At 41.9% G+C, this 22,106-nt stretch carries 19 protein-coding genes; 14 read left to right on the forward strand and 5 right to left on the reverse strand.

The genetic code is table 11. The annotated features are described in order from the left end of the window. Positions 1-35: 35 nt before the first annotated feature. Entirely contained in the window at positions 36-428 is a 393-nt protein-coding gene (locus tag H8692_RS04710) for a putative ABC transporter permease (protein ID WP_177269755.1), read from the forward strand. On the opposite strand, the gene H8692_RS04715 is transcribed toward H8692_RS04710, so the two are convergent. After that, complete coding sequence (locus H8692_RS04715; RefSeq protein ID WP_177269753.1) at positions 370-1,782, reverse strand: alanine/glycine:cation symporter family protein; 1,413 nt, start codon at positions 1,780-1,782, stop codon at positions 370-372. The two genes, H8692_RS04710 and H8692_RS04715, sit on opposite strands and share 59 nt — an antisense overlap. A gap of 214 nt (positions 1,783-1,996) precedes the next feature. On the opposite strand from H8692_RS04715, the gene H8692_RS04720 reads away from it, so the two are divergent. Both H8692_RS04720 and H8692_RS04725 read left to right on the forward strand, forming a co-directional pair. Beyond that, positions 1,997-3,541, forward strand: a complete 1,545-nt coding sequence (locus H8692_RS04720; protein WP_187525082.1) for a phosphohexomutase domain-containing protein — start codon at positions 1,997-1,999, stop codon at positions 3,539-3,541. Between the two features lie 4 nt (positions 3,542-3,545). Then, the gene (locus H8692_RS04725; protein WP_177269749.1) at positions 3,546-4,415 is read left to right on the forward strand and encodes an NAD(P)H-hydrate epimerase; all 870 of its coding nucleotides are present in this window, start codon (positions 3,546-3,548) and stop codon (positions 4,413-4,415) included. 67 nt (positions 4,416-4,482) lie between these two features. Here the strand turns inward: H8692_RS04725 and H8692_RS04730 are convergent, their stop codons facing one another. From H8692_RS04730 to H8692_RS04740, 3 genes are read right to left on the reverse strand one after another with little or no spacing between them, the layout of a single operon-like run. Next, positions 4,483-4,899: a MazG family protein gene (locus tag H8692_RS04730; RefSeq protein WP_187525083.1), complete on the reverse strand. Its 417-nt coding sequence runs from the start codon at positions 4,897-4,899 to the stop codon at positions 4,483-4,485. Positions 4,900-4,932: 33 nt separating this feature from the next. After that, a complete protein-coding gene (larE, locus tag H8692_RS04735; protein ID WP_187525084.1) occupies positions 4,933-5,781 on the reverse strand; it encodes an ATP-dependent sacrificial sulfur transferase LarE in 849 nt (282 codons plus the stop codon). A 29-nt stretch (positions 5,782-5,810) separates the two neighbouring features. Beyond that, on the reverse strand, positions 5,811-6,752 hold the full coding sequence (locus tag H8692_RS04740; RefSeq protein WP_177269743.1) for a DMT family transporter: 942 nt from the start codon (positions 6,750-6,752) through the stop codon (positions 5,811-5,813). 510 nt (positions 6,753-7,262) lie between these two features. On the opposite strand from H8692_RS04740, the gene H8692_RS04745 reads away from it, so the two are divergent. The 11 genes from H8692_RS04745 (at position 7,263) to purD (ending at position 20,685) form a co-directional block, all read left to right on the forward strand. After that, the gene (locus H8692_RS04745) at positions 7,263-7,883 is read left to right on the forward strand and encodes a histidine phosphatase family protein (protein ID WP_177269741.1); all 621 of its coding nucleotides are present in this window, start codon (positions 7,263-7,265) and stop codon (positions 7,881-7,883) included. A gap of 17 nt (positions 7,884-7,900) precedes the next feature. Further along, positions 7,901-8,818 (forward strand): cysteine synthase A, encoded by a 918-nt coding sequence (cysK, locus tag H8692_RS04750; RefSeq protein WP_177269739.1) that lies wholly within the window; start codon positions 7,901-7,903, stop codon positions 8,816-8,818. A 439-nt stretch (positions 8,819-9,257) separates the two neighbouring features. Further along, the gene (locus H8692_RS04755) at positions 9,258-13,022 is read left to right on the forward strand and encodes a phosphoribosylformylglycinamidine synthase (RefSeq protein WP_177269737.1); all 3,765 of its coding nucleotides are present in this window, start codon (positions 9,258-9,260) and stop codon (positions 13,020-13,022) included. A gap of 31 nt (positions 13,023-13,053) precedes the next feature. Beyond that, entirely contained in the window at positions 13,054-13,545 is a 492-nt protein-coding gene (gene purE, locus H8692_RS04760; protein ID WP_177269735.1) for a 5-(carboxyamino)imidazole ribonucleotide mutase, read from the forward strand. A gap of 26 nt (positions 13,546-13,571) precedes the next feature. After that, positions 13,572-14,279 carry a phosphoribosylaminoimidazolesuccinocarboxamide synthase gene (gene purC, locus H8692_RS04765; protein ID WP_177269733.1) on the forward strand — a complete coding sequence of 236 codons (708 nt, stop codon included), beginning with the start codon at positions 13,572-13,574 and terminating at the stop codon, positions 14,277-14,279. A gap of 25 nt (positions 14,280-14,304) precedes the next feature. Continuing rightward, complete coding sequence (purM, locus tag H8692_RS04770; protein ID WP_177269731.1) at positions 14,305-15,354, forward strand: phosphoribosylformylglycinamidine cyclo-ligase; 1,050 nt, start codon at positions 14,305-14,307, stop codon at positions 15,352-15,354. A gap of 12 nt (positions 15,355-15,366) precedes the next feature. Further along, the gene (gene purN, locus H8692_RS04775; RefSeq protein WP_177269729.1) at positions 15,367-15,951 is read left to right on the forward strand and encodes a phosphoribosylglycinamide formyltransferase; all 585 of its coding nucleotides are present in this window, start codon (positions 15,367-15,369) and stop codon (positions 15,949-15,951) included. Next, on the forward strand, positions 15,951-17,417 hold the full coding sequence (locus tag H8692_RS04780; protein ID WP_177269727.1) for an amidophosphoribosyltransferase: 1,467 nt from the start codon (positions 15,951-15,953) through the stop codon (positions 17,415-17,417). Before purN ends, H8692_RS04780 begins: the two co-directional genes overlap by 1 nt. 4 nt (positions 17,418-17,421) lie before the next feature. Then, complete coding sequence (locus H8692_RS04785) at positions 17,422-18,135, forward strand: IMP cyclohydrolase (RefSeq protein ID WP_177269725.1); 714 nt, start codon at positions 17,422-17,424, stop codon at positions 18,133-18,135. Between the two features lie 15 nt (positions 18,136-18,150). Beyond that, on the forward strand, positions 18,151-19,326 hold the full coding sequence (locus H8692_RS04790; protein ID WP_177269723.1) for a phosphoribosylaminoimidazolecarboxamide formyltransferase: 1,176 nt from the start codon (positions 18,151-18,153) through the stop codon (positions 19,324-19,326). 36 nt (positions 19,327-19,362) lie between these two features. Beyond that, positions 19,363-20,685, forward strand: a complete 1,323-nt coding sequence (purD, locus tag H8692_RS04795; RefSeq protein ID WP_187525085.1) for a phosphoribosylamine--glycine ligase — start codon at positions 19,363-19,365, stop codon at positions 20,683-20,685. Positions 20,686-20,829: 144 nt separating this feature from the next. On the opposite strand, the gene H8692_RS04800 is transcribed toward purD, so the two are convergent. Then, the gene (locus H8692_RS04800) at positions 20,830-22,095 is read right to left on the reverse strand and encodes an MFS transporter (RefSeq protein WP_187525086.1); all 1,266 of its coding nucleotides are present in this window, start codon (positions 22,093-22,095) and stop codon (positions 20,830-20,832) included. Between the last annotated feature and the right edge of the window lie 11 nt (positions 22,096-22,106).

The following is a 22,106-nucleotide window of genomic DNA, read 5'->3' on the forward strand; positions in this document are numbered from 1 at the left end:
GGACTACAACCCGAAAATCTATAGATAATATTAGTATGGGATTTATAGTATTTTTAACGGGAGCCGTAGGATATTCAATAATAGAATACTTGTTCAGAGGATATACCCACTGGTCTATGGCATTGACTGGGGGAGCGTGCCTTCTGGCCTTCTACTATTATTTAAGAGAAAGTAAAAATACTCCCACTTTGGCGAAAGCCGCGGTGGGAGCTTGTATTTTCACTGTTTTCGAATTTTTCGTAGGAATAATAGTAAATATCTGGTACAGATGGCATGTATGGGATTATTCAGGACAGCCTGGAAATGTGATGGGACAGATATGTCCTTTGTTTACATTTGCATGGTTTCTGATATGTTTGGCTATACTGATTATTTCCAGCAATCTGTATTCTTTATTCCGAGTTTTTCGGCACGGAACTTGGGATTGAGCCCTTGGGATTTTTGTTGCTGATAATCTGCCAGTACTTTCATAGCAATGCCGCCCAGAAGCAGGATAGAAAATATATTGACTGTAGCCATTCCGCCCATTATAACATCAGCCATGTTCCATGCAAGGCTAAGATCTGCTTGGGCGCCGGCAAACACCATCAGTACTGCAAGTATTCTGAATATGAACATAAAGATTTTGTTTTCACTTATGAATTTTATATTAGCTTCAGCATAGAAATAGTTTCCGATAAGTGAGGTGAAAGCAAACATACATATGCATACTGTAACGATATGGATACCGAATTCTCCAAATACAGTAGCTATAGACTGCTGAACGAGTGGTATGCCGTTGAGTGCTCCGCCTACTTCATATTTCCCTGTAAGCAATACGATAAAGGCTGTGGCCGAACATATGAGAAGCGTATCTATAAATACTGAAAGAACTTGTACAAGGCCTTGCTTGGCAGGATGTGAAACATCAGCAGCCGCAGCCGCATTTGGCGCAGAACCCATACCGGCTTCATTGGAAAACAGGCCTCTCTTTATTCCCATTACCATACATGAGCCTGCGAATCCGCCGAAAATAGATTCAAAATCAAATGCTTCTTCGAAAACTGTTGACATTGCGGAAGGCAGTACTTTTATGTTTACGATAAAGATTACTATACTTATTATTATATATATTATGGCCATTACAGGGACAAGAACAGAAGATACAACGCTGATTTTGTGAGATCCTCCGAAAAAGAGCAGCGCTGAAGCTATGGCTAAGATAAGTCCTATTATCATTGGGACATATGACTCTGAAAAATTCGCAACATAATATTCGAAGGCAGAAGATATGTTAAATGCCTGAAGCCCGTTAAATCCAAATGCGAATGTTAGGATAAGCAGTATTGCGAATACGATACCGAGCCATCTTTGACCCAGTGCTTTCTGAATGTAATAAGCGGGACCGCCTTTGAATATGGAGCCGTCTTTTTCCTTATAGACCTGAGCGAGAGTACTTTCTACGAAAGCTGAAGCTCCGCCGATAATACACATGATCCACATCCAAAAGAGCGCTCCCGGACCTCCTGCCACAATAGCTGTAGCGATGCCTGCGATGTTTCCGGTACCTACTCTGGAAGCTGTAGCTATCATCAAAGCTTGGAATGAGGACATTCCTCCTTCAGTATGACTTTTTTCGGTAACTACTCTGCATGCTTCAGGGAGAAGTCTTATCTGAACAAACTTGGAACGGACAGTAAAATAAATACCTGCTCCGATAAGAACAATGATCAGAAATTTGCTGTAAAGAAAGTCATTGCATACAGTTAGAATGTCATTGAATGTTGTTAAAAAAGTATTCATTTGTAAAACCTCTTAGAATAAAGTGTGCCGGCTGTTTCCCCAACAGCCTTAGAATGTGTCTGACTGCATGAATATCTGAAATGATATTCACAGAGCGAAAAAAATAAAATAACAGCTTTTATGTATAAGTGGGTTGGCTTATAATAAGAGCGTATGCGACAATATTTTAACATCTGCAGCGTTTAAAATCAAACAATAAATAGGAGAGTATCATATGAAAAATTATAAGAAACTGCAAAACGGCAGCGATATAAGAGGTATCGCGATAACGGGAGAACCCGGAGAATTACCTAATTTAACGCCTTACGAGGCTGTGGATATCGCCAGAGGATTTGCTGTATGGCTTTGTGATAAATTAGACAAAAATCCTGAAAGTGTGACTATTGCCATCGGAAGAGATCCGCGTATATCGGGCAAGCGTTTGATGGAAGGGCTTATGAATGGGTTTGGCCCTTATGGGATAAAGGTTTATGACTGCGGATTGGCCTCTACTCCCGCTATGTTTATGACAACAGTATTTCCTGAATTTTCATGTGATGCAGGGATTATGATAACAGCAAGCCATTTGCCTTATAACAGAAATGGATTTAAATTTTTTACATCTGAGGGCGGTCTTAATAAAGGAGATATTTCCCTCATTCTTAAATATGCTGAGGATGAAAATTCAGGTACAGCAAATCTCGGTGAGCCTAAAAATATTGAAGGGAGAGTCAGAGATTTTGGCAAATTAGTTTATCCCGCTCAGGAGGGGGATGTGATGTCTGTATACTGCCGCCATTTGAGAAAACTTATACAGGATGGCGCAGGCATGGGGGAGAGACCTCTTGAGGGGATGAAAATAGTAGTAGATGCAGGTAATGGAAGCGGCGGTTTTTTTGCCAGAAGGGTTCTTAAACCTCTCGGAGCGGATATATCAGACAGTCAGTATCTTGATCCTGATGGAATGTTTTTGAACCATGCCCCTAATCCCGAAGACCGGGAAGCTATGAACTCACTGGCTATGCAGGTTCTCCGAACGGGAGCAGATTTTGGACTTATATTTGATACTGATGTGGATAGGTCTGCAGCTGTAGACGGGAGAGGCAGAGAGATTGCCAGAAATGGAATAGTTGCTATGGCGGCTGCTTTGGTAGCTGAAGAATACCCCGGTACTACTGTAGTCACAGATAGTATTACCAGTAGGCAGCTGACTTCCTTTATAGAGGATGGTCTGGGACTTAAACACATGAGGTTCAAACGAGGATATAAAAATGTTATAAATAAGGCGCAGGAGCTTAACAGACAGGGAACAGACTGTCAGCTGGCTATAGAGACTTCGGGGCATGCAGCTTTTAAAGAAAATTATTTTTTGGATGACGGAGCCTATCTGGCTACAAAGATAGTCATAGAGGCAGCTAAACTGCGAAAACAAGGGAAGTCCCTTGATTGTATCATAGAGAAACTTGAAAATCCGGCAGATGAGAGAGAGATAAGAATACCTATTACGTATGGAGATTTTGGAACGTATGGAGATAAAATTCTCAATGATCTCGAGGATTTTGTAAAGTCTTCAGAGGAACTCTTTCTCGAAGAACCTAATTATGAAGGAGTTAGGATAGGCTTTCCCAATGGATGGTGTCTCTTGAGAAAATCATTGCATGATCCTATTCTTCCTATGAATATGGCATCAGATGAGGAGGGCGGATGTGACAGTATCGTTGATACAATGAAAAAATTCTTATCGTCATACGACGGCTTGGACCTTATGGTCATGGGGTAGAAATATGAATAAAAACAGGGAACATTTCGTTACATGCGGACAGATGAGGATCCTTGAGAAAAGAGCAGATGAGAATGGGCTGTCATATTATCAGATGATGGAGACGGCTGGTTCCTCAGCTGCTGAGATTATCTTGGAAATAGATATGTACAGAAGATTTATCGCCGGTAAAGAAGATGTTTCGGATACGGTTAACAGCAAAGTTGCAGAGACTGTATATGTTGGAAAATCAATTAAATCGCCTAAAAGCTATGTTAGTGCCGAAAATAAAGGCTGCGATGAAAAGGGCGATTGGAGTAGCAGAAGGAAAAATGTTCTGGTATTTTGCGGGAAAGGCAATAACGGAGGAGATGGTTTTGTCACAGCAAGGATACTGTGTAATAAGGGATATGAAGTCACAGTGATTTTAGTAGATGGAAAACCAGTTACAAGTAACAGCAAAATTAATTTTTCTTTGATTGAAGATATGCCCATAACTATTGTAGATATGAAGGAGAATGAAAGAGCGCTGATAGAATTAAGAGAGATTCCCGATATCATAATAGATGCGATATATGGAACGGGATTTCAAGGGGCTCTTAATGGCAACGCACTGAAAGCTGCCATTTATATAAACAATTTTTCTAAAGGCTCTTCTGATTCGACTTGCCGTGGAGGGCCGATCATATTTGCGCTGGATATCCCTTCGGGGATAAGCGGTGATCTGATAAATGAAAAATATCTGGATCACAGCTGTGTCTGCGCCGACTACACTATTGTTTTTCATGCCAAAAAACCTGTGCATCTTCAGAAGTTTGCATCGGGATATTTTGGCAGGATAGTTGTCTGTGATATCGGGATAGATGAGGAACGTCTTTGGAATGTTGAAATTTAAAATTTCAAATCCTTCGGGTCTGTAATCCCTCGAGATCACAGGCTATTTTTATTGTGTCAGGAATATTTTATTTCGATTTTTCCTGTTTTTTAATTTCTTGCCATAACTGAAGACTTTCTTCAGGAGAAGATACCTTTACATCACCAAACACATGCGGGTGTCTGCGTATCATTTTTTCGGAGACTCCTTGGATTACATCGTTTATTGTAAAATATCCTTTTTCTGAGGCTATCTGGGCGTGCATAACTACCTGCAGAAGCAGATCGCCAAGTTCTTCGCAAAGATTAGCGGTATCTTTATTATCTATGGCAGATATGACTTCCCCGGATTTTTCTATGAGACATTCTTTTAATGTTTCGTGTGTCTGCTTCATATCCCATGGGCAGCCACCCGGGGATCTGAGAAGCGAGATTATCTCTGTAAAATCATTAAAATCATATTTTCTGTCTTTATCAGAAGAATTGAATTTTTTCTTTTCTGTCATGACCATGTTCTCCTTTATGATTATGCATTTTTATTAGTTCAGATTGCCCATTTTGTATCCGCCGAGATCAAGTGCGGCGAATCTGAATCCACATTTTTTAATTTCATCATTTACTTTGTCCATAAACTTTTCATCAAAAAATTTTTTTCTGTCGTGAGGAAGCACCTCTATTCTCGCTACATCTCCGTGATGTCTGACTCTGATTTGGGTAAAACCAAGAGCTTTAAGAAAGCATTCGGCTTTATATACTGATAAAAGTTTTTCTTTTGTTATAGTTTGACCGTAAGGTATCCTTGAAGCAAGGCAAGCGAATGCGGGTTTTTCCCAGATAGGAAAAGTTTTCCCATCGTCAGATGGTATCATAAGAGCCTGTTTTATGAAGGGGTCTGTATCGGAAAGTTTTCTAAGAGATTTTCTGATTTCCGATTTTGTAAGGCCGGCATCTTTAAGAGGACTTGATATACCAAGTTCCTGCAAGGCTTTGTATCCCGGCCTGTAATCGTCGAGATCATCCAGATTAGTACCGTCTACAAGATTTCTTCCTTGTTTTTCCGCAATTTCTTTTATTGAAGAAAATATTTCACGTTTGCATATATAGCATCTGTCAGGAGGGTTATCAGCAATTACAGATAGGATGTGATCTACGGAAGCTATATCGTGTTTTATACCGAGTTCGCTGCACAGATAATCAGCATAGGCTGTTTCATCATCAGCAAAATGAGGACCTTGTGCCGTTACGGCAGATACTCTGTCGTCGCCCCACAGTTTGTAAGCGAAGGTCAGCAGGAAAACGCTGTCTACTCCTCCGGAAAGCGCAACAGTAATTCTTCCGAGATCATTTAATATGTATTCGAGTTTTTTAAGTTTTTCATAAATAGTCATAGTTATTTTATTAAAGGTCTTAGACCTTTTTACTCCTGTTCTGTAATTTTGGGTTCATCTGTATTTTTTTCTGCCTTTTTTTTCGGTGGAATCTGAGCAAGAATCACAGCTGTAAACATCAGGCCGCATCCTATGACTTCTCTGTATGTGAGGGTTTCGCCCAGAAAAACACCTCCGAAAACAACTGCGAACAATGCCTCTGTACTCAGTATTATTGAGGCAACAGTAGGGTTTAGATGTTTTTGTCCCAGAGCCTGGAATGAATAGGCAATGGCGGTAGAGAAAACAGCTGTATAACAGATAGCCGGGGCCGCGGTCAAGATAGCCGGAAGAGAAATGTCATCAAATATAACGGCAATTATCAGGCTTAAGAAACCAGCTACAAAAAACTGAAATGCATTAAGCTTCAGCACATTTATCTTTGGAGCGAAATAGTCTATGCATAAGATATGAAAAGCCCAGAAAAAAGCTCCGATCATAATTGTCATATCTCCGGGGTGGACAGAGAAATCTTCTGTGATGCACAGAAAATAGAGTCCTACTACACCTACAAGAGCTCCGAGCCATGTGAAAAGAGATGTTCTGTGCTTTAGGAATATTCCCATGATAGGGACAAGAATGATATAAAGAGCTGTAATAAACCCTGTTTTTCCGGCATCTACTGATACCAGCCCCAGCTGCTGAAGGTTAAAAGCAAAGAAAATTACGATACCGCACAGAGATCCGCCGGTAAGCAAAATTTTTCTTTCCTTTTTTTTCTTTTCTTCAGTTTTTTTCTTTAAATCTTCTTTATTTTTTATGTTCATTATAAGCAACATCACACATAATGCAGCTGCTCCTAAAATCATTCTGAAAGCGCTGAAATAAAAAGGACTTATGGAATCCATTCCTATTTTCTGTGCCACAAAAGCTGATCCCCAGATTATGGCGGTTATGAATAAACATATTGTGGATTTTGCTGTATTGTTCATATTTTTTATCCCTTTCGTACTGTGCTGCGCCGGAAGATTATATTAAACCGAAGAAGCTGCAAAAAAATTCGGACTTTGCAGATTCCGGTGAAAATGTAAGTCAGATTTTTTGTTAAAACATACTTTATTAAATTCATTGAAAGTATATCAGTAAAAAATTGAATTTTCAAGGGCAATACATATCTTTTAGGAAGGAGATATAAGTCTTTTGCAATAATCGGTTTTCACTGTCTGTCAGCTTTTTAAGCTTTCTTTGACCGAGCTTTTCTATATATGAAACAGCTGAGAAAATTATAAAACGAAAATTTTAGTGGGCAGCGCTGAGATAAAGAGGCTATCCGGCAAACCAAAATAATTCTGTTATTGTATTGTTATTAATTTACTATTTATTGCGTAAAAAATAAAATAAACACTGTCTGATGCAAACAGGTTGCGGATATGTTATCATTGTAACAAGTCATATAAAGGATGTTTCCGACGGAGAAACATTCAAAGGAAGAAGGTACACAGATGGAATCGAAGATATGCCTCATAAGGCATGGCATAACAGAAGGCAATAAGAACAGACTCTATTATGGACACGCTGATATTCCTCTGGCAGCAGAGGGAATAGATGAACTTAAACGGCTTGCCGAATCGGGACTTTATCCTGACGGTGTTAATGCGGAATTTTATACGACAGGCCTGAGAAGAACCGAACAGACTCTTGAGCTTATATATGGCCGGCAGAAACATGAATCTCTGGAAAAACTGAAAGAGTTGAATTTTGGCTCTTTTGAAATGAAAAGCCATGCAGAACTTAAAGATCTTGAAGAATATAGGATATGGAAATCTGATAAACTCGGTAATTTGCCGCCTCCTAATGGGGAAAGCCTGCAGGCTTTTTATAAAAGAGTGATTAGAGGATTTGATGATCTTAAAGAACGTAATGCTTTGAAAGCTTTTTCCATGAGACATAAAGATGATGAAGCTCTTTCCATAGCGGTATGTCATGGAGGAACAATATCAGCTATACTGGAGAGTATATATCCTAAGGTAAAAGACAATTTTTATAAATGGATACCTGATCCCGGTCATGGATACATATTGTTTATGGAAGACGGCAAAGTAGCTGATACAGAAAAATTTTAGAAGATGAGGGAGGCTTTATGAACATTAGAAATACGATAACTGATCTTATAGGAGATACTCCGTTGCTCAGGCTTCATAAAATGGAGGAATATTTTGGCTCGTGCGCGGAAATTGTTGCGAAGGTTGAAATGTTTAATCCGGCAGGAAGTATAAAAGACAGAGTAGGTTATAAAATGATTTCTGAGGCCGAGAAAAGCGGAAGACTCAAACCGGGAGGGACTATTATAGAGCCTACCAGCGGGAATACGGGGGTGGGGATCGCCATGGCTGCCGCCGCCAGAGGGTACAAAGCAGTTATGGTAATGCCTGAAAGTATGAGTATCGAAAGACGGAAATTGCTGGCTGCTCTGGGAGCGGACCTTGTTCTTACCGACAGAGAGGAGGGTATGCAGGGCAGCGTGGAAAAAGCAAAAGAGCTTTTGGAAGAAATCCCGGGAAGCATAATCGCAGGACAATTCGAAAACCCGGCTAATCCTCAGGCGCATTACGAAACGACAGCTCCGGAAATCTGGAAAGATACGGAAGGTGAGTTAGATATTTTTGTGGCTTCTTTCGGAACCGGGGGGACTGTTTCGGGAATAGGCCGTTATCTTAAGGAAATGAACAGCGCAATAAGAATCATAGGTGTGGAGCCTGCATCATCACCGCTTGTAACGGAAGGCTGGGCAGGTACACATCAGATACAAGGGATCGGAGCTAATTTCATACCGGAGATTTTAGATGCCGACATAATGGATGAGGTTATGACGGTTACAGATGAGGATGCTCTTCAGACTATGAAAAATTTAGCTCGACTGGAAGGTGTTCTGGCGGGTGTTTCATCGGGAGCTGCTATTTTTGCTGCGGGACAAGTGGCTGCAAGAAAAGAGAATGAAGGGAAACGAATTGTAACAATATTGCCTGATACAGGTGAAAGATATTTAAGTATATTTTGAAAACTGTAATAAAACGAAAACGCTGCCCGGGTTTATACTCTGGGCAGCGTTTCGCTGTCATCACACTAATTTACTATTTATTAGGAGAGGTGTTTCTTTTCCTCTTGGAGTGATTATATAATAACAGCGCAATATGCTGATTTAAAGGCATCAGTGTGAAGATACGTTGAAAAGAATGTGTGGGAAATATGACCGGAAAAGTTAAGCTCTGACTGGGATAAATCGTGTTTTTTAAGTAAAAATGCTTGTAAAAGTGGGGCATGACAGAAAAATACGGACTATAAAACCAATATTGCGGAGTAAAGTTCGTAAAATGTTGTGGAATCAAAGTTTTTGGTTGAAAAACATTGATATAATAAGGTAAAAGTGCTAACATTATCATATAAATTCAAGTGACAGAATATAAACTGGTTTTTGATTCAGAAAGGATAATAGATCGATGGTAAGAAGAATTTACGTTGAAAAGAAAAAAGGCTTTGATGTAGAGGCCGAGGCGCTCTTTAATGATGTAAAAGAAAATTTGCACATTGATAAACTTGAGGGAGTGAGAATACTGAACCGTTATGATGTGGACGGTATAGATGACTCTACTTATGAAGCGGCTAAATTTACTGTATTTGCAGAGCCAGCCATAGATGTCGTATATGAGGAAACGATGCCTGTGGATGTGGGATCTGCTATTTTTTTCGCAGTTGAATATTTGCCGGGGCAATATGACCAGAGAGCTGACTCTGCCGCTCAGTGTATAAAGCTGATGAACGCCGGGGCAGAGGCTGTTGTAAAGTTTGCCAGAACTATAGTATTGGAAGGAGATATAAATGATGCGTCATTGGAAGCGATAAAAAATTATTGTGTAAATCCTGTTGACTCTCAGATTGCTTCTGATGATAAACCTTTGGATCTTACAATGGAGACAACGGTTCCTCCTGCAGTGGCGATAATAGACGGCTTTAGAAAAATGAATGAGGCGGCTTTGGAGGAATACAGAAAAGAAATGGGATTTGCCATGAGCCGTGAAGATATAAAATTCGTACAAAAGTATTATACAGAAGATGAGCAGAGAGACCCCACTCTTACAGAATTAAAGGTTATAGATACATATTGGTCTGATCACTGCAGGCATACTACATTTAATACGACACTGGAGGATGTGGGTTTTGATGATAGTCCTTACGGAAGGCTGGTAGCGCAGGCATTTGCTCAGTATCTTGATATGAGAAAGGATGTTTACGGGAACAGAGAAAAGAATCTGTGCCTCATGGACATGGCCTGTATAGGGACAAAATACCTCAAGAAGCATGGCAAGGCTGATAATCTGGATGAGTCAGAGGAGATAAATGCTTGCAGCATTAAGGTAAAGGCAAAGATAGACGGCAAAGAAGAAGACTGGCTTGTAATGTTCAAGAATGAGACCCATAATCATCCTACGGAGATAGAGCCTTTCGGAGGAGCTGCAACATGTCTCGGCGGAGCTATAAGAGACCCGCTCTCAGGCAGAGTATACGTTTATCAGGCTATGAGGGTTACAGGCGCAGCTGACCCCAGAAAGCCTATAGAAGAGACTTTAAGCGGTAAATTGCCGCAGAGAAAGATAACGACAGAAGCAGCACATGGCTATAGCTCATACGGAAACCAGATAGGGCTTGCCACCGGTCTTGTGGACGAAGTGTATCACGAAAATTATGTTGCGAAGCGGATGGAGATCGGAGCTGTTGTAGGTGCAGCGCCTGCTGATCATGTAATAAGAAAGGTTCCTCAGAAAGGTGATGTTATAATCCTGGTGGGAGGAAGAACAGGACGTGACGGATGCGGCGGGGCTACAGGTTCATCAAAGGAGCATACAGAAGAATCAATACTGCAGTGCGGTGCAGAGGTTCAAAAAGGTAATCCGCCTGTAGAGAGAAATATACAGAGAATGTTCAGAAGAAAAGAAGTCGCTACGCTGATAAAACGATGTAATGACTTCGGTGCCGGCGGCGTTTCCGTTGCAATAGGAGAGCTGGCCGACGGTCTTGAAATCAATCTGGATAAGGTTCCAAAGAAGTATGACGGACTTGACGGTACAGAGCTTGCCATTTCCGAATCTCAGGAAAGAATGGCAGTTGTGGTTGAGGCAGACAAAGAGCAGGAATTTATCAAATATGCCAGGGAAGAAAATCTGGAAGCAACCACAGTTGCTGAGGTAACTGATACCAATAGAGTCAGGATGCACTGGAGAGGAGTTTGCATACTGGATCTGAGCAGGGACTTTCTCAACACAAATGGGGCTCAGCAGTTTGCCAAAGCATTGGTATCAGATCCGAAAGAACTATCGGAAGTTAATTCAGATCTGGCAGATATATTAAAAGAAACAAAAACGAGAGAACAGTTGCTCATAGATCTTAACTGTTGCAGCAAGAAGGGCCTTACGGAAAGATTTGATAGTACAATAGGCGCAGGGACGGTATTGATGCCTTTGGGAGGCAAATATCAGCTGTCTCCGTCGGCAGGAATGGCTGCAAAGCTTCCGGTAACAGAAGGAGAGACAGATACAGCAACATTGATGAGTTACGGATTTGATCCGGAGCTTGCTGTCAGAAGTCCATTTCACGGAGCATTGTATGCCGTTATAGATTCAGTAACCAAGATTGCGGCAATGGGAGGAGACTACAGAAATGTGCGTCTGACATTCCAAGAATATTTTGAAAAGCTGGGCAGTGATCCGGCAAGATGGGGAAAACCGATGTCTGCACTGCTGGGCGCTCTGAGGGTGCAGAAAGAGCTTGAGATACCGGCAATCGGAGGAAAAGACAGTATGTCAGGGACTTTTATGGATATAGATGTTCCTCCGACGCTTGCATCATTTGCTGTAACCACGGCAGATGCAAATGATATCGTATCATCAGAGATTAAATTTGCCGGAAGCACGTTGGTAGCTGTAACAGCTCCTATAGATAAAGACGGTGTGATAGATTTTGAAATATACAGAAATAATCTTCTCAAAATAAAAGAGCTGGCAGAGGCAGGTAAGCTGTTGGCAGCTGACGCTATAGGGCGCGGAGGACTTTATATGACTCTGGTGAAGATGGCTGCCGGAAATAAGATCGGAGTAAATGTAAATGTGGAAGGTGATATTTTATCACCAATGTTCGGCTCTCTTGTCATTGAGCTTCCTGCAGGTCAGGATGTGGATAAACTGATGGCCGGGGCGGTATATGCTGCTTTGGGAAAGACTACAGTTGACGGAAGGCTTACTGTTAACGGACAGAGCGAGGATCTCAATCAGATAATATCAAAATGGCAGGAACCTGTAGAAAGCGTATTCCCTGTGAGAACATCTGAATTTAAAAATGCAGAAGATAAAACACAGGTAGAGCAGCCTGTCTTTATCGAAAGAAATATGTCAGTGCCTGCTGTGAAGATTGCAAAACCGAAAGTCGTGATACCTACATTCCCGGGGACCAACTGCGAGATGGATTCGGCAAGAGCTTTCAAAAAAGCAGGAGCCGAGGCAGATATACACATAATCAGAAACCTTACGGCTTCGCAACTTGAAGAGTCAATAGAAGAGCTTGAAAAAAAGATAAGATCAAGCCAGATAATAATGATACCGGGAGGATTCTCCGGCGGAGATGAGCCTGACGGTTCGGCTAAATTCATTACGGCGGTGTTCAGAAATCCTGCAATAAAAGATGCGGTGGCTGACCTGCTGGATAACAGAGACGGCCTCATACTGGGTATCTGCAATGGATTTCAGGCGTTGATAAAGCTGGGGCTGGTGCCTGAGGGAAAGATAACAGAATGCGGAGAGGACAGTCCTACCCTTACGTATAACAAAATAGGCAGGCATGCTTCATGCCTTGTGAGGACAGGAATAACATCGGTGAAGTCTCCTTGGCTTTCCGGAGTGAAAGTTGGAGAAACATTTACAATACCTGTTTCACATGGGGAAGGACGGTTCATAGCTAAACCTGACGTTCTGAGAAAACTCGCAGAAAACGGACAAATAGCAACTCAGTACGTTGACTTTGACGGGAAGCCTTCAATGGATATAGCCTTTAATCCTAACGGTTCTGTTATGGCTATAGAAGGTATAACATCTCCTGATGGAAGAGTCTTCGGAAAGATGGGGCATTCGGAAAGAATAGGAAACAACCTTTATAAGAATGTGATTGGAGAAAAAGATCAGAAAATATTTGAATCGGGAGTAAAATATTTTAAATAGCCGATACACGATTTAAGAAAGGAATATTAAAATGAAAGTAGCAATAATAATGGGCAGCAAGTCGGACTATCCTGTAGTTGAGAAAGCGGAAAAGATGCTGGACAGCTTCGGAGTGGAGTATGAAACGAGAATTATCTCTGCCCACAGAACTCCTAAGCAGGCTGAAGCCTTTGCAGCAGGTGCAGAAGAAGCAGGTTTCGGATGTATAATAGCAGCGGCAGGAAAGGCGGCACATCTTGCGGGAGTTTTGGCGGCGACAACACCGCTGCCTGTAATAGGTCTGCCGATGAAATCAAGCACTATGGACGGTCTGGACTCACTTCTTTCAGTGGTACAGATGCCAAAGGGAGTTCCCGTTGCCACTGTGGCAATAGATGGCGCTGAAAATGCGGCCATTCTGGCAGTCCAGATTCTCAGTGCGGCAGAGCCGAAGCTGAGACAAGCAGTAAAGGATTTCAAGAAAAAACAGGAAGAAGACATCATAGCGCTGGACAGAGAATTCAATGAAAACAAAAATAAATAAAAACAAAAATCAGGAGGGAATACCATATGAAAAAGTTAGAACAGCTTTACGAGGGTAAGGCGAAAAAGGTTTTTAAGACAGATGATCCAAAGTGTGTAATCGTTGACTATAAGGATGATGCTACGGCTTTCAATGGTGAAAAAAAAGGCCAGATAGTAGGAAAAGGTGTTGTAAATAATACAATGACAAATATTATTCTGCAGCTCCTTGAGCAGAAAGGCGTTCCGACCCACTACATAGAACAGATAAGCGACAGAGAGACTATAGTGAAGGCCGTAAAAATCCTGCCGCTGGAAGTTATCATGAGAAATATTTCCGCAGGTTCTTTTGCCAAGAGATACGGAGTAGAAGAAGGAATCGTATTTGATGAGCCGACATTTGAGCTTTCATATAAGAATGATGATTTGGGCGACCCTCTTATGTGCGAATCACATGCTCTGGCTCTTAAGCTGGTGACAAAGGAACAACTGGCAGAGGTTAAAAAATATGCAGCCATCGTAAACGACACTTTGAAGGAATTCTTCATGGATAAAGGTCTCAAGCTGGTGGATTTTAAGATAGAATTCGGTCTTTATGACGGACAGGTAATACTGGCAGATGAGATTTCGCCTGACACCTGCAGACTTTGGGATGTGAACACCAATGAAAAAATGGATAAAGACAGATTCAGAAGAGATCTGGGCAAGATAGAAGAAACTTATGCGGAAGTTCTCAGAAGAGTAAAAAACGATTAGTGCAGAGCCTATACGGAGGAAAATAATGGAAGAAAAGAAACTTACATATAAAGATGCCGGAGTGGACACCAAGGAAGGCGAACGTGCAGTATCACTGATGAAGGAACACGTTAAGGGTACGTTTAATGAGAATGTACTTACAGGACTGGGAAGCTTCGGAAGTCTGTTCAACCTAGACGTAAAGGGTATGTCACAGCCTGTTCTTGTTTCCGGAACTGACGGAGTGGGAACCAAACTTAAGATCGCATTCCTGATGGATAAACATGATACGGTGGGTATAGACTGCGTGGCAATGTGCGTTAACGACGTGCTTTGTCAGGGCGCAAAACCCCTGTTTTTCCTTGATTATATCGCCACAGGAAAGGTAAAGGCGGAAAAGATAGCAGATATTGTTAAAGGGATAGCAGATGGATGTAAGCAGTCGGGCAGCGCTCTTGTAGGAGGAGAAACTGCCGAGATGCCGGATTTTTACAGTGAAGGTGAATACGACATGGCAGGCTTTTCTGTAGGCGTAGTTGATAAGGATAAAATAATAACCGGGGAAAAAGTAAAGATCGGAAACAAGATTATAGGAATTCCTTCCAGCGGAATACACAGCAATGGTTATTCTCTGGTGAGAAAGGTATTCTTTGACAAAATGGCAATGGATGTAAGCGAGTATGTAGAAGAATTGGGGGAGACTCTAGGAGAGGCTCTTCTCACGCCGACAAAAATATATGCGAAAGCCTGCGACGCCGTACTGCCGAAGTTTGACGTTAACGGAATCGTTCATATAACAGGCGGAGGATTCTTTGAAAATATACCGAGAATACTTCCGGAAGGAACTGCAGTGTCAATAGATGTAGGCGCATGGAAAGTACCTCCTATATTCTCATATATTCAGAAGTGCGGCAACATCGAGACGAAAGAAATGTTCTCAACTTATAACATGGGTGTGGGAATGATGATGATAGCAGATGCCGCTGATGCAGACGCCATTGTAGCCGCTCTTAAAGATGCCGGTGAAGAAGCTTCTGTTATCGGAGAAATCATAGACAGAAAAGATGAGACAGTAGTTCTCAATTATACGGAGTAGGGGATATTGAACATGAGTGATAAAACGAAAGTTGCGGTACTTGTCTCAGGAGGAGGAACAAACCTTCAGGCTCTTATAGATAAAACGGCCGGCGGGGAGCTGCCGCAGGTGGAAATCGCAAAGGTGATCTCCAGCAAAGACGGCGCATTTGCTCTGGAAAGAGCTGAAAAAGCTGGAATAGCTACAGCTGTAGCCAAAGAGCAGGCTGAAGTCCTCGATGAACTTAAAAAATCGGGAGCTGAAATAATCGTGCTGGCAGGCTATATGAGAGTCCTTTCTCCTGAAATTATAGAAAACTACAGAAACAGGATAATAAATATACACCCATCTCTTATACCTAAATACTGCGGCAAGGGATTTTATGGGATAAGAGTACATAAAGCGGTTATAGAAGCCGGAGAGAAGGAAAGCGGAGCTACTGTTCATTACGTGGATGAGGGCGTAGACACAGGGGAAATTATCATTCAGAAGAAAGTCCCTGTTATGAAAGGAGATACACCTGAGGATCTTGCCGCAAGAGTTTTGGAAACAGAACACAAGATACTTGCAGAAGGGCTTAAGTTAGTAATTGACGGCTTAAAAGGAGGTAAAAAGTAATGGGCGGAGTAATAGGCTTCGTTTCCAAACAGGATTGCGTCATGGATTTGTTCTTTGGAACAGACTATCATTCACATCTGGGAACGAAAAACGGGGGGTTGTGTGTACTTCAGGATGGAGGATTCAATCGTTCAATACATAATATAGAAAATTCACCTTTCCGAAGCAAATTTGAAGCGGATATAGAGGAAATGTCAGGCAGGATGGGAATAGGTGCCATAAGCGACGGTGATCCGCAGCCCTTGACTGTACGAAGCAGACAGGGCGATTACGCCATTACTACCGTAGGGCGCATAAATAATAAGGAAGAACTGGTGGAAGAACTTCTTGAGGAAAGAGCCGGTCAGTTTATGTCTATGAGCGGCGGCCCTATTAATAATACAGAACTTGTGGCGGCCCTTGTATCTACCGGAAAAGATATTGTGGAAGGTATCAAAATAGCACAGGCTAAAATAGACGGTTCTATGACTATGCTTATTCTCACTGAAGAAGGGCTTTATGCTGCAAGGGATAAATATGGCAGAACTCCTCTTATAATTGGAAAAAAGAAAGGGGCTTACTGTGCAGCGTCCGAATCTTTTGCATTTATAAATGTGGGATATAAATATAAGCGCGAATTGGGGCCGGCTGAGATAGCCTTTATAACGGCAGAAGGAGAGAAGACCCTCGCAGAACCTCAGAAAGACATGAAGATCTGCGCATTTTTATGGACATATTTTGGGTATACCACATCCATCTACGAAGGAAGAAATGTAGAGCTTATGAGAAATAAAAACGGCGAGTTGCTGGCGCGTAAAGACGGTGATCTTGATGTTGATTATGTGGCAGGAGTGCCGGACAGCGGTGTGGCGCATGCTTTAGGATATGCCAATCAGTCAAGAGTTCCTTATGCGAGGCCTCTTATAAAATATACGCCTACATGGCCAAGAAGCTTTATGCCTCAAAACCAGAAAGCGAGAAATCGTATAGCGAAGATGAAGCTGGTGCCGGTATTTCAGATAATAAAAGATAAAAAGTTCGTACTTATTGATGATTCTATCGTAAGAGGCACTCAGCTTTCTCAGACGGTGACTTATCTGATAGAAAACGGAGCTAAAGAGATTCATGTCAGATCAGCATGTCCTCCTATAATGTACGGATGTAAATTCCTCAATTTTTCACGTTCCGTAAGCGATATGGAGCTGATAACCAGAAGATGTATCAGAGAGCTGGAGGGTTTGGATGATCCCGGGGATGCCTCAGCTAATCCTGCGGATTTTGACAGCGATATTCAAACAGAAATAAGTGAGGAGATATTAGCCGAATATGCTGATTCCAAGACAGAAAGACATAGGAAAATGGTAGAACTCATAAGGAGCAGACTGAATTTTGACAGTCTTAAGTTTCAGGAGCTGGAGGATACTATAGAAGCTATCGGTGTAGACAGGTGTAAGCTTTGTACGTATTGTTGGGATGGAAAGGAATAAAAATATGAAAAAATTATCATTAATGAATATTCTTAATGAAAATTCATATCCCGGAAGGGGTATTGTCATCGGTAAGTCCGCTGATGGAAAAAGTGCTGTAGCCGCGTATTTTATCATGGGCAGAAGCGTCAACAGCAGAAACCGTGTGTTTGTTGAGCAGGAGGAAGGTATCCGCACAGAGGCCTTTGACGAATCAAAGCTGAGCGACCCGAGCCTTATAATATATGCACCTGTAAGAGTGCTGGGAGATGCTACTATAGTTACAAACGGAGACCAGACTGACACTGTATATGATCTTATGGCTGAGGGCAAGACTTTTGAGGAAGCTTTAAGAACACGTGAATTTGAGCCGGATGAGCCTAATTATACCCCGAGAATATCCGGTATTATGAATGTTAAGGGCGGAAAGTATGATTTTGCCATGTCCATACTGAAAAGCGACGATGGCAACCCTGACTTTTGTATAAGAAACACCTTCACATATGATGGCTGTCCGGCAGGAGAGGGACGTTTCATACATACTTATGTAGGAGACGGTAATCCGCTTCCGAGCTATGAAGGCGAGCCTAAAAAAGTGGAACTCTCAGGAAGTATAGACGAGTTTACGGATTTAGTGTGGAACAGTCTCAATGAAGACAATAAAGTATCACTGTTCGTAAGATATATAGATATAGAAACGGGAAAATACCAAACCCGTATAGTAAATAAAAACAAATAATTGAGGAGAGAAATAATGAAAGAACTGGAATTAAAATACGGCTGTAACCCTAATCAGAAGCCTTCCCGTATATTCGTGGAAGATGGAGATTTGCCGATAGAGGTACTTAACGGAAAACCCGGCTATATTAACTTTATGGATGCCTTCAACGGATGGCAGCTTGTGAAGGAATTAAAAGAAGCGACGGGACTTCCTGCGGCAACTTCATTCAAGCATGTTTCACCGGCAGGGGCCGCTGTGGGTCTTCCTCTCAGTGAAGTTGAAAGAAAAATATACTGGGTGGACGATCTTGGCGATTTATCTCCTTTGGCATCAGCCTATGCCAGAGCCAGAGGTGCTGACAGAATGTCTTCCTTCGGAGATTTCATTTCTCTTTCCGATGTATGTGATGTAGACACAGCCAGAATCATAAAGAGAGAAGTATCCGACGGTGTGATCGCACCCGGATATGAGCCGGAAGCGTTGGAAATTCTCAAGACAAAGAAAAAAGGAAATTATAATATAATCAAGATAGACCCATCTTTCAAGCCTGATCCTGTTGAGCATAAACAGGTATTTGGCATAACTTTTGAGCAGGGAAGAAATGAAATGCCTATTAACGATGAATTCTTGGGAGATATTGTCACTAAGACAAAGGATATATCAGAAGAAGCAAAGCGTGATCTTATCATTGCTCTCATAACACTGAAATATACTCAGTCCAATTCGGTATGTTATGTAAAGGGTGGACAGGCGATAGGTATAGGTGCGGGACAGCAGTCAAGAATACACTGTACGAGACTTGCGGGACAGAAGGCTGACAACTGGCTTCTCCGTCAGTGTCCTAAGGTGCTGAACCTGCCTTTCAGAGAAGATGTGGGAAGACCTAACAGAGATAACGCCATAGATGTATATATGAGTGAGGACTATATGGATGTACTGGCTGACGGACAGTGGGAACAATTTTTCACTGAAAAGCCGGAACCACTTACAAGAGAAGAAAAGAGAGAATGGCTTGACCAGATGGATGGAGTGGCTCTCGGTTCTGATGCATTTTTCCCATTCAGCGATAACGTCCAGAGAGCATACCGAAGCGGCGTGAAATACATAGCTCAGCCGGGAGGCTCCATAAGGGATGATCTTGTTATCGAAGCCTGTGATCAGTATGGAATAGCAATGTACTTCTCAGGAATGAGACTGTTCCATCACTAAAAACAGAGAGACCCTTTCCAGGAGGTAGAAATAACAATGAAAGTATTAGTAGTAGGTGGAGGCGGCAGAGAGCATGCTATATGCTGGAAACTGGCGCAGAGCCCAAAGGTGGGCGAACTTTACTGTGCGCCCGGAAATTCAGGGATAGCTCAGATAGCTCAGTGTGTCGATATTGCAGCAGAAGACATAGACGGAATCTGTACATTCGCTTCCGAAAACAGTATTGATCTGGCGGTAATAGGACCTGAGGTTCCATTGGCTATGGGAATAGTGGATGAGCTGGAAAGCAAAGGTGTAAAGGTTTTCGGTCCCAACAGAAAATGTTCACAGCTTGAAGCCAGCAAATCATTCACCAAGTCTTTCCTTGAAAGACATAATATTCCGACAGCAGGATATAAAGAGTTTACTGACAAGGATGAACTGCTGAATGCCGTTGGAATTTACGGATACCCTATGGTTATCAAGGCTGATGGTCTTGCAGCGGGTAAAGGCGTTGTAATCGCTGAAAATGAAGTGGATGCCAGGATGGCAATAGAAGAAATGATGGGGCAGAAAGTTTTCGGCGCAGCCGGAGATAAAGTTGTTGTTGAAGAGTTCTTGACAGGAATAGAGGCCTCCATGCTGTGTTTTGTGGACGAGACTTCCATTATACCGATGGAATCGGCGCAGGATTACAAAAGGATATTTGACGGAGATAAAGGTCCGAATACGGGAGGGATGGGCACATATTCCCCAAGCCTTGTATTCACACCGCAGCTTGAAAAACAAATAAAGGAGCAGATACTTGAACCTACGCTCAAGGGATTTCAGGATGACGGACTGGATTTTAAAGGAGTGCTTTTCATAGGTCTTATGATTTCTGATGACGGCCCTAAAGTTATAGAGTTTAATAATCGTTTCGGAGACCCCGAGACACAGTCGGTACTGCCTCGTCTTGATAGTGATCTTCTGGATATATTTATGGCGGTTACGGAAAACAAACTGGCAGATGTGAATATAAAATGGAAAAAAGAAAAGGCTGTTTGTGTTGTCGCCGCTTCAGGAGGGTATCCTGGAAGCTATGAAAAAAATAAGGTCATAGGCGGACTTGATAAGGTGGATGAAGATGTAATAGTTTTCCATGCAGGAACTTCGAAAAAGGATACATCAGAGTTGGGTTGCGCCGATGAAAATAAGGAAGGCTGCAAAGGCAGATCTCACATGGCCACAGTCACATCGGGAGGCCGAGTTCTCGGAGTTACTGCGCTTGGCACAACTCATGAAGAAGCAAAAGCCAAGGCGTATGATAATATCAGAAGAATACGTTTTGAAGGAATGCAGTACAGAAAAGATATTGGAATAGTAAACAGCGAGAAATAAAGCTATATAAAACGGATAAGTTTTAAGAGAATGCAGCACTGAGGAAAAACTCTGGTCAGTGCTGCAGTTTTTTGTATCTTAATTAGACTTATTAATTGTTTTATATTTTTACAATCCTGATTTTTGAAAAATCTGATTGTCAATTTATAAGTCTGCTTTGAATTTTCTTTTGCTGCTTGTGCAGATTCCTCGTATGATCGCGACTACAAGCAGTATTGCGGCCATATAGAGCCAAGGCATTTTGTACGTTCCGTAGCTTTGTACCAGCATTCCCACAGCAGCGGCACCGATCGCGCCTCCTATTCCTATAAATACATTGACATAGCCGATAAGTTTGCCAAGATCCTTTTCTCCATACATATGACTCATCAGAAGCGGTGAAATAATATTTATTGCAGGAACACCGAAAATATATCCTGCTGTAAAAAGAATTATTCCTACAGATCCGGAGTTCATGAAGGCGAGGCCTATTGTCGCTATACAGAAAAAGATACTTGTTCCTACTGCTGCCACACTTAGCTTTTTATCGCAAACGATTCCTACGATGGGGCCTGTGAACATCATTATTACAGACATTGCTGAGACTATGGCTGTGGCACTGGTTTGATTATGTCCGGCCATTACCATAGTGGGGATGCCATGCTGAAGGATAGAACTGGAGACTATGACTGCTAAAGTACAGGAAATAAACGCTATCCATGTGATGGGTTTTTTAAGTGCTTCTATAAAAGACACGCCTTTTACTTCTGCAGAATTTATTTCTGCGAGTTCTTTTTCATTTAGATCTCCCATGCGTTTCATATTTTTTTCGGCAGGACTCCAGGATACTGTTTTAAAAGCTATCAGAAGGCATATTAAGACACATGCTGATAATGTTATGTAACCGGCCTGCCAGCTTATATTCAGGACTATATAGTTCAGCGCATTCATAAGGACTACAGTTATAAGTGACATACCTGTCAGGAAAAAACTCATAGCTTTACCACGCGCTTTTTCTCCGAACCAATTTGATACAAGGATCTGACATGGCGTCATAGTGAAAGCTCCAAAGCAAAATCCCTGCGGAACAGCAAATATGTAGAACCAAATCAGAGACCTTGCCATGGCGAATCCTATGAATGATATAATTCCTAAAAGTGCGGCAATTGTCATGATCTTTTTTATATTTTTCGCCGTAAGAAATTTTGATATACTCAGTAAAGTGACTATTTGGGTCAGGGACATGATCGTCATATAAAATGAATATCCGCCTATGGGCAGTTTTAGCGAAGCGGTAACCGGAAGAAGGAAGACCCCTGTCACCGAGACGATCCCGCTGTAGACAAGGCCACATATGATAGCGGCGGTTAAGACGATATACCATCCATAATATATTTTTCCGGTTTCATCTTTTAAACTGAAGTTTTTCATGATTATAACCT

This window comes from Lentihominibacter hominis, assembly GCF_014385065.1.
GTDB lineage: Bacteria > Bacillota > Clostridia > Peptostreptococcales > Anaerovoracaceae > Lentihominibacter > Lentihominibacter hominis.

Bases quoted from the DNA above. Each gene is read 5' to 3' on its own strand.
- H8692_RS04710 (WP_177269755.1), top strand. From the start codon at position 36: ATGGGATTTATAGTATTTTTAACGGGAGCCGTAGGATATTCAATAATA.
- H8692_RS04715 (WP_177269753.1), bottom strand. From the start codon at position 1,782: ATGAATACTTTTTTAACAACATTCAATGACATTCTAACTGTATGCAAT.
- H8692_RS04720 (WP_187525082.1), top strand. From the start codon at position 1,997: ATGAAAAATTATAAGAAACTGCAAAACGGCAGCGATATAAGAGGTATC.
- H8692_RS04725 (WP_177269749.1), top strand. From the start codon at position 3,546: ATGAATAAAAACAGGGAACATTTCGTTACATGCGGACAGATGAGGATC.
- H8692_RS04730 (WP_187525083.1), bottom strand. From the start codon at position 4,899: ATGACAGAAAAGAAAAAATTCAATTCTTCTGATAAAGACAGAAAATAT.
- larE (WP_187525084.1), bottom strand. From the start codon at position 5,781: ATGACTATTTATGAAAAACTTAAAAAACTCGAATACATATTAAATGAT.
- H8692_RS04740 (WP_177269743.1), bottom strand. From the start codon at position 6,752: ATGAACAATACAGCAAAATCCACAATATGTTTATTCATAACCGCCATA.
- H8692_RS04745 (WP_177269741.1), top strand. From the start codon at position 7,263: ATGGAATCGAAGATATGCCTCATAAGGCATGGCATAACAGAAGGCAAT.
- cysK (WP_177269739.1), top strand. From the start codon at position 7,901: ATGAACATTAGAAATACGATAACTGATCTTATAGGAGATACTCCGTTG.
- H8692_RS04755 (WP_177269737.1), top strand. From the start codon at position 9,258: ATGGTAAGAAGAATTTACGTTGAAAAGAAAAAAGGCTTTGATGTAGAG.
- purE (WP_177269735.1), top strand. From the start codon at position 13,054: ATGAAAGTAGCAATAATAATGGGCAGCAAGTCGGACTATCCTGTAGTT.
- purC (WP_177269733.1), top strand. From the start codon at position 13,572: ATGAAAAAGTTAGAACAGCTTTACGAGGGTAAGGCGAAAAAGGTTTTT.
- purM (WP_177269731.1), top strand. From the start codon at position 14,305: ATGGAAGAAAAGAAACTTACATATAAAGATGCCGGAGTGGACACCAAG.
- purN (WP_177269729.1), top strand. From the start codon at position 15,367: ATGAGTGATAAAACGAAAGTTGCGGTACTTGTCTCAGGAGGAGGAACA.
- H8692_RS04780 (WP_177269727.1), top strand. From the start codon at position 15,951: ATGGGCGGAGTAATAGGCTTCGTTTCCAAACAGGATTGCGTCATGGAT.
- H8692_RS04785 (WP_177269725.1), top strand. From the start codon at position 17,422: ATGAAAAAATTATCATTAATGAATATTCTTAATGAAAATTCATATCCC.
- H8692_RS04790 (WP_177269723.1), top strand. From the start codon at position 18,151: ATGAAAGAACTGGAATTAAAATACGGCTGTAACCCTAATCAGAAGCCT.
- purD (WP_187525085.1), top strand. From the start codon at position 19,363: ATGAAAGTATTAGTAGTAGGTGGAGGCGGCAGAGAGCATGCTATATGC.
- H8692_RS04800 (WP_187525086.1), bottom strand. From the start codon at position 22,095: ATGAAAAACTTCAGTTTAAAAGATGAAACCGGAAAAATATATTATGGA.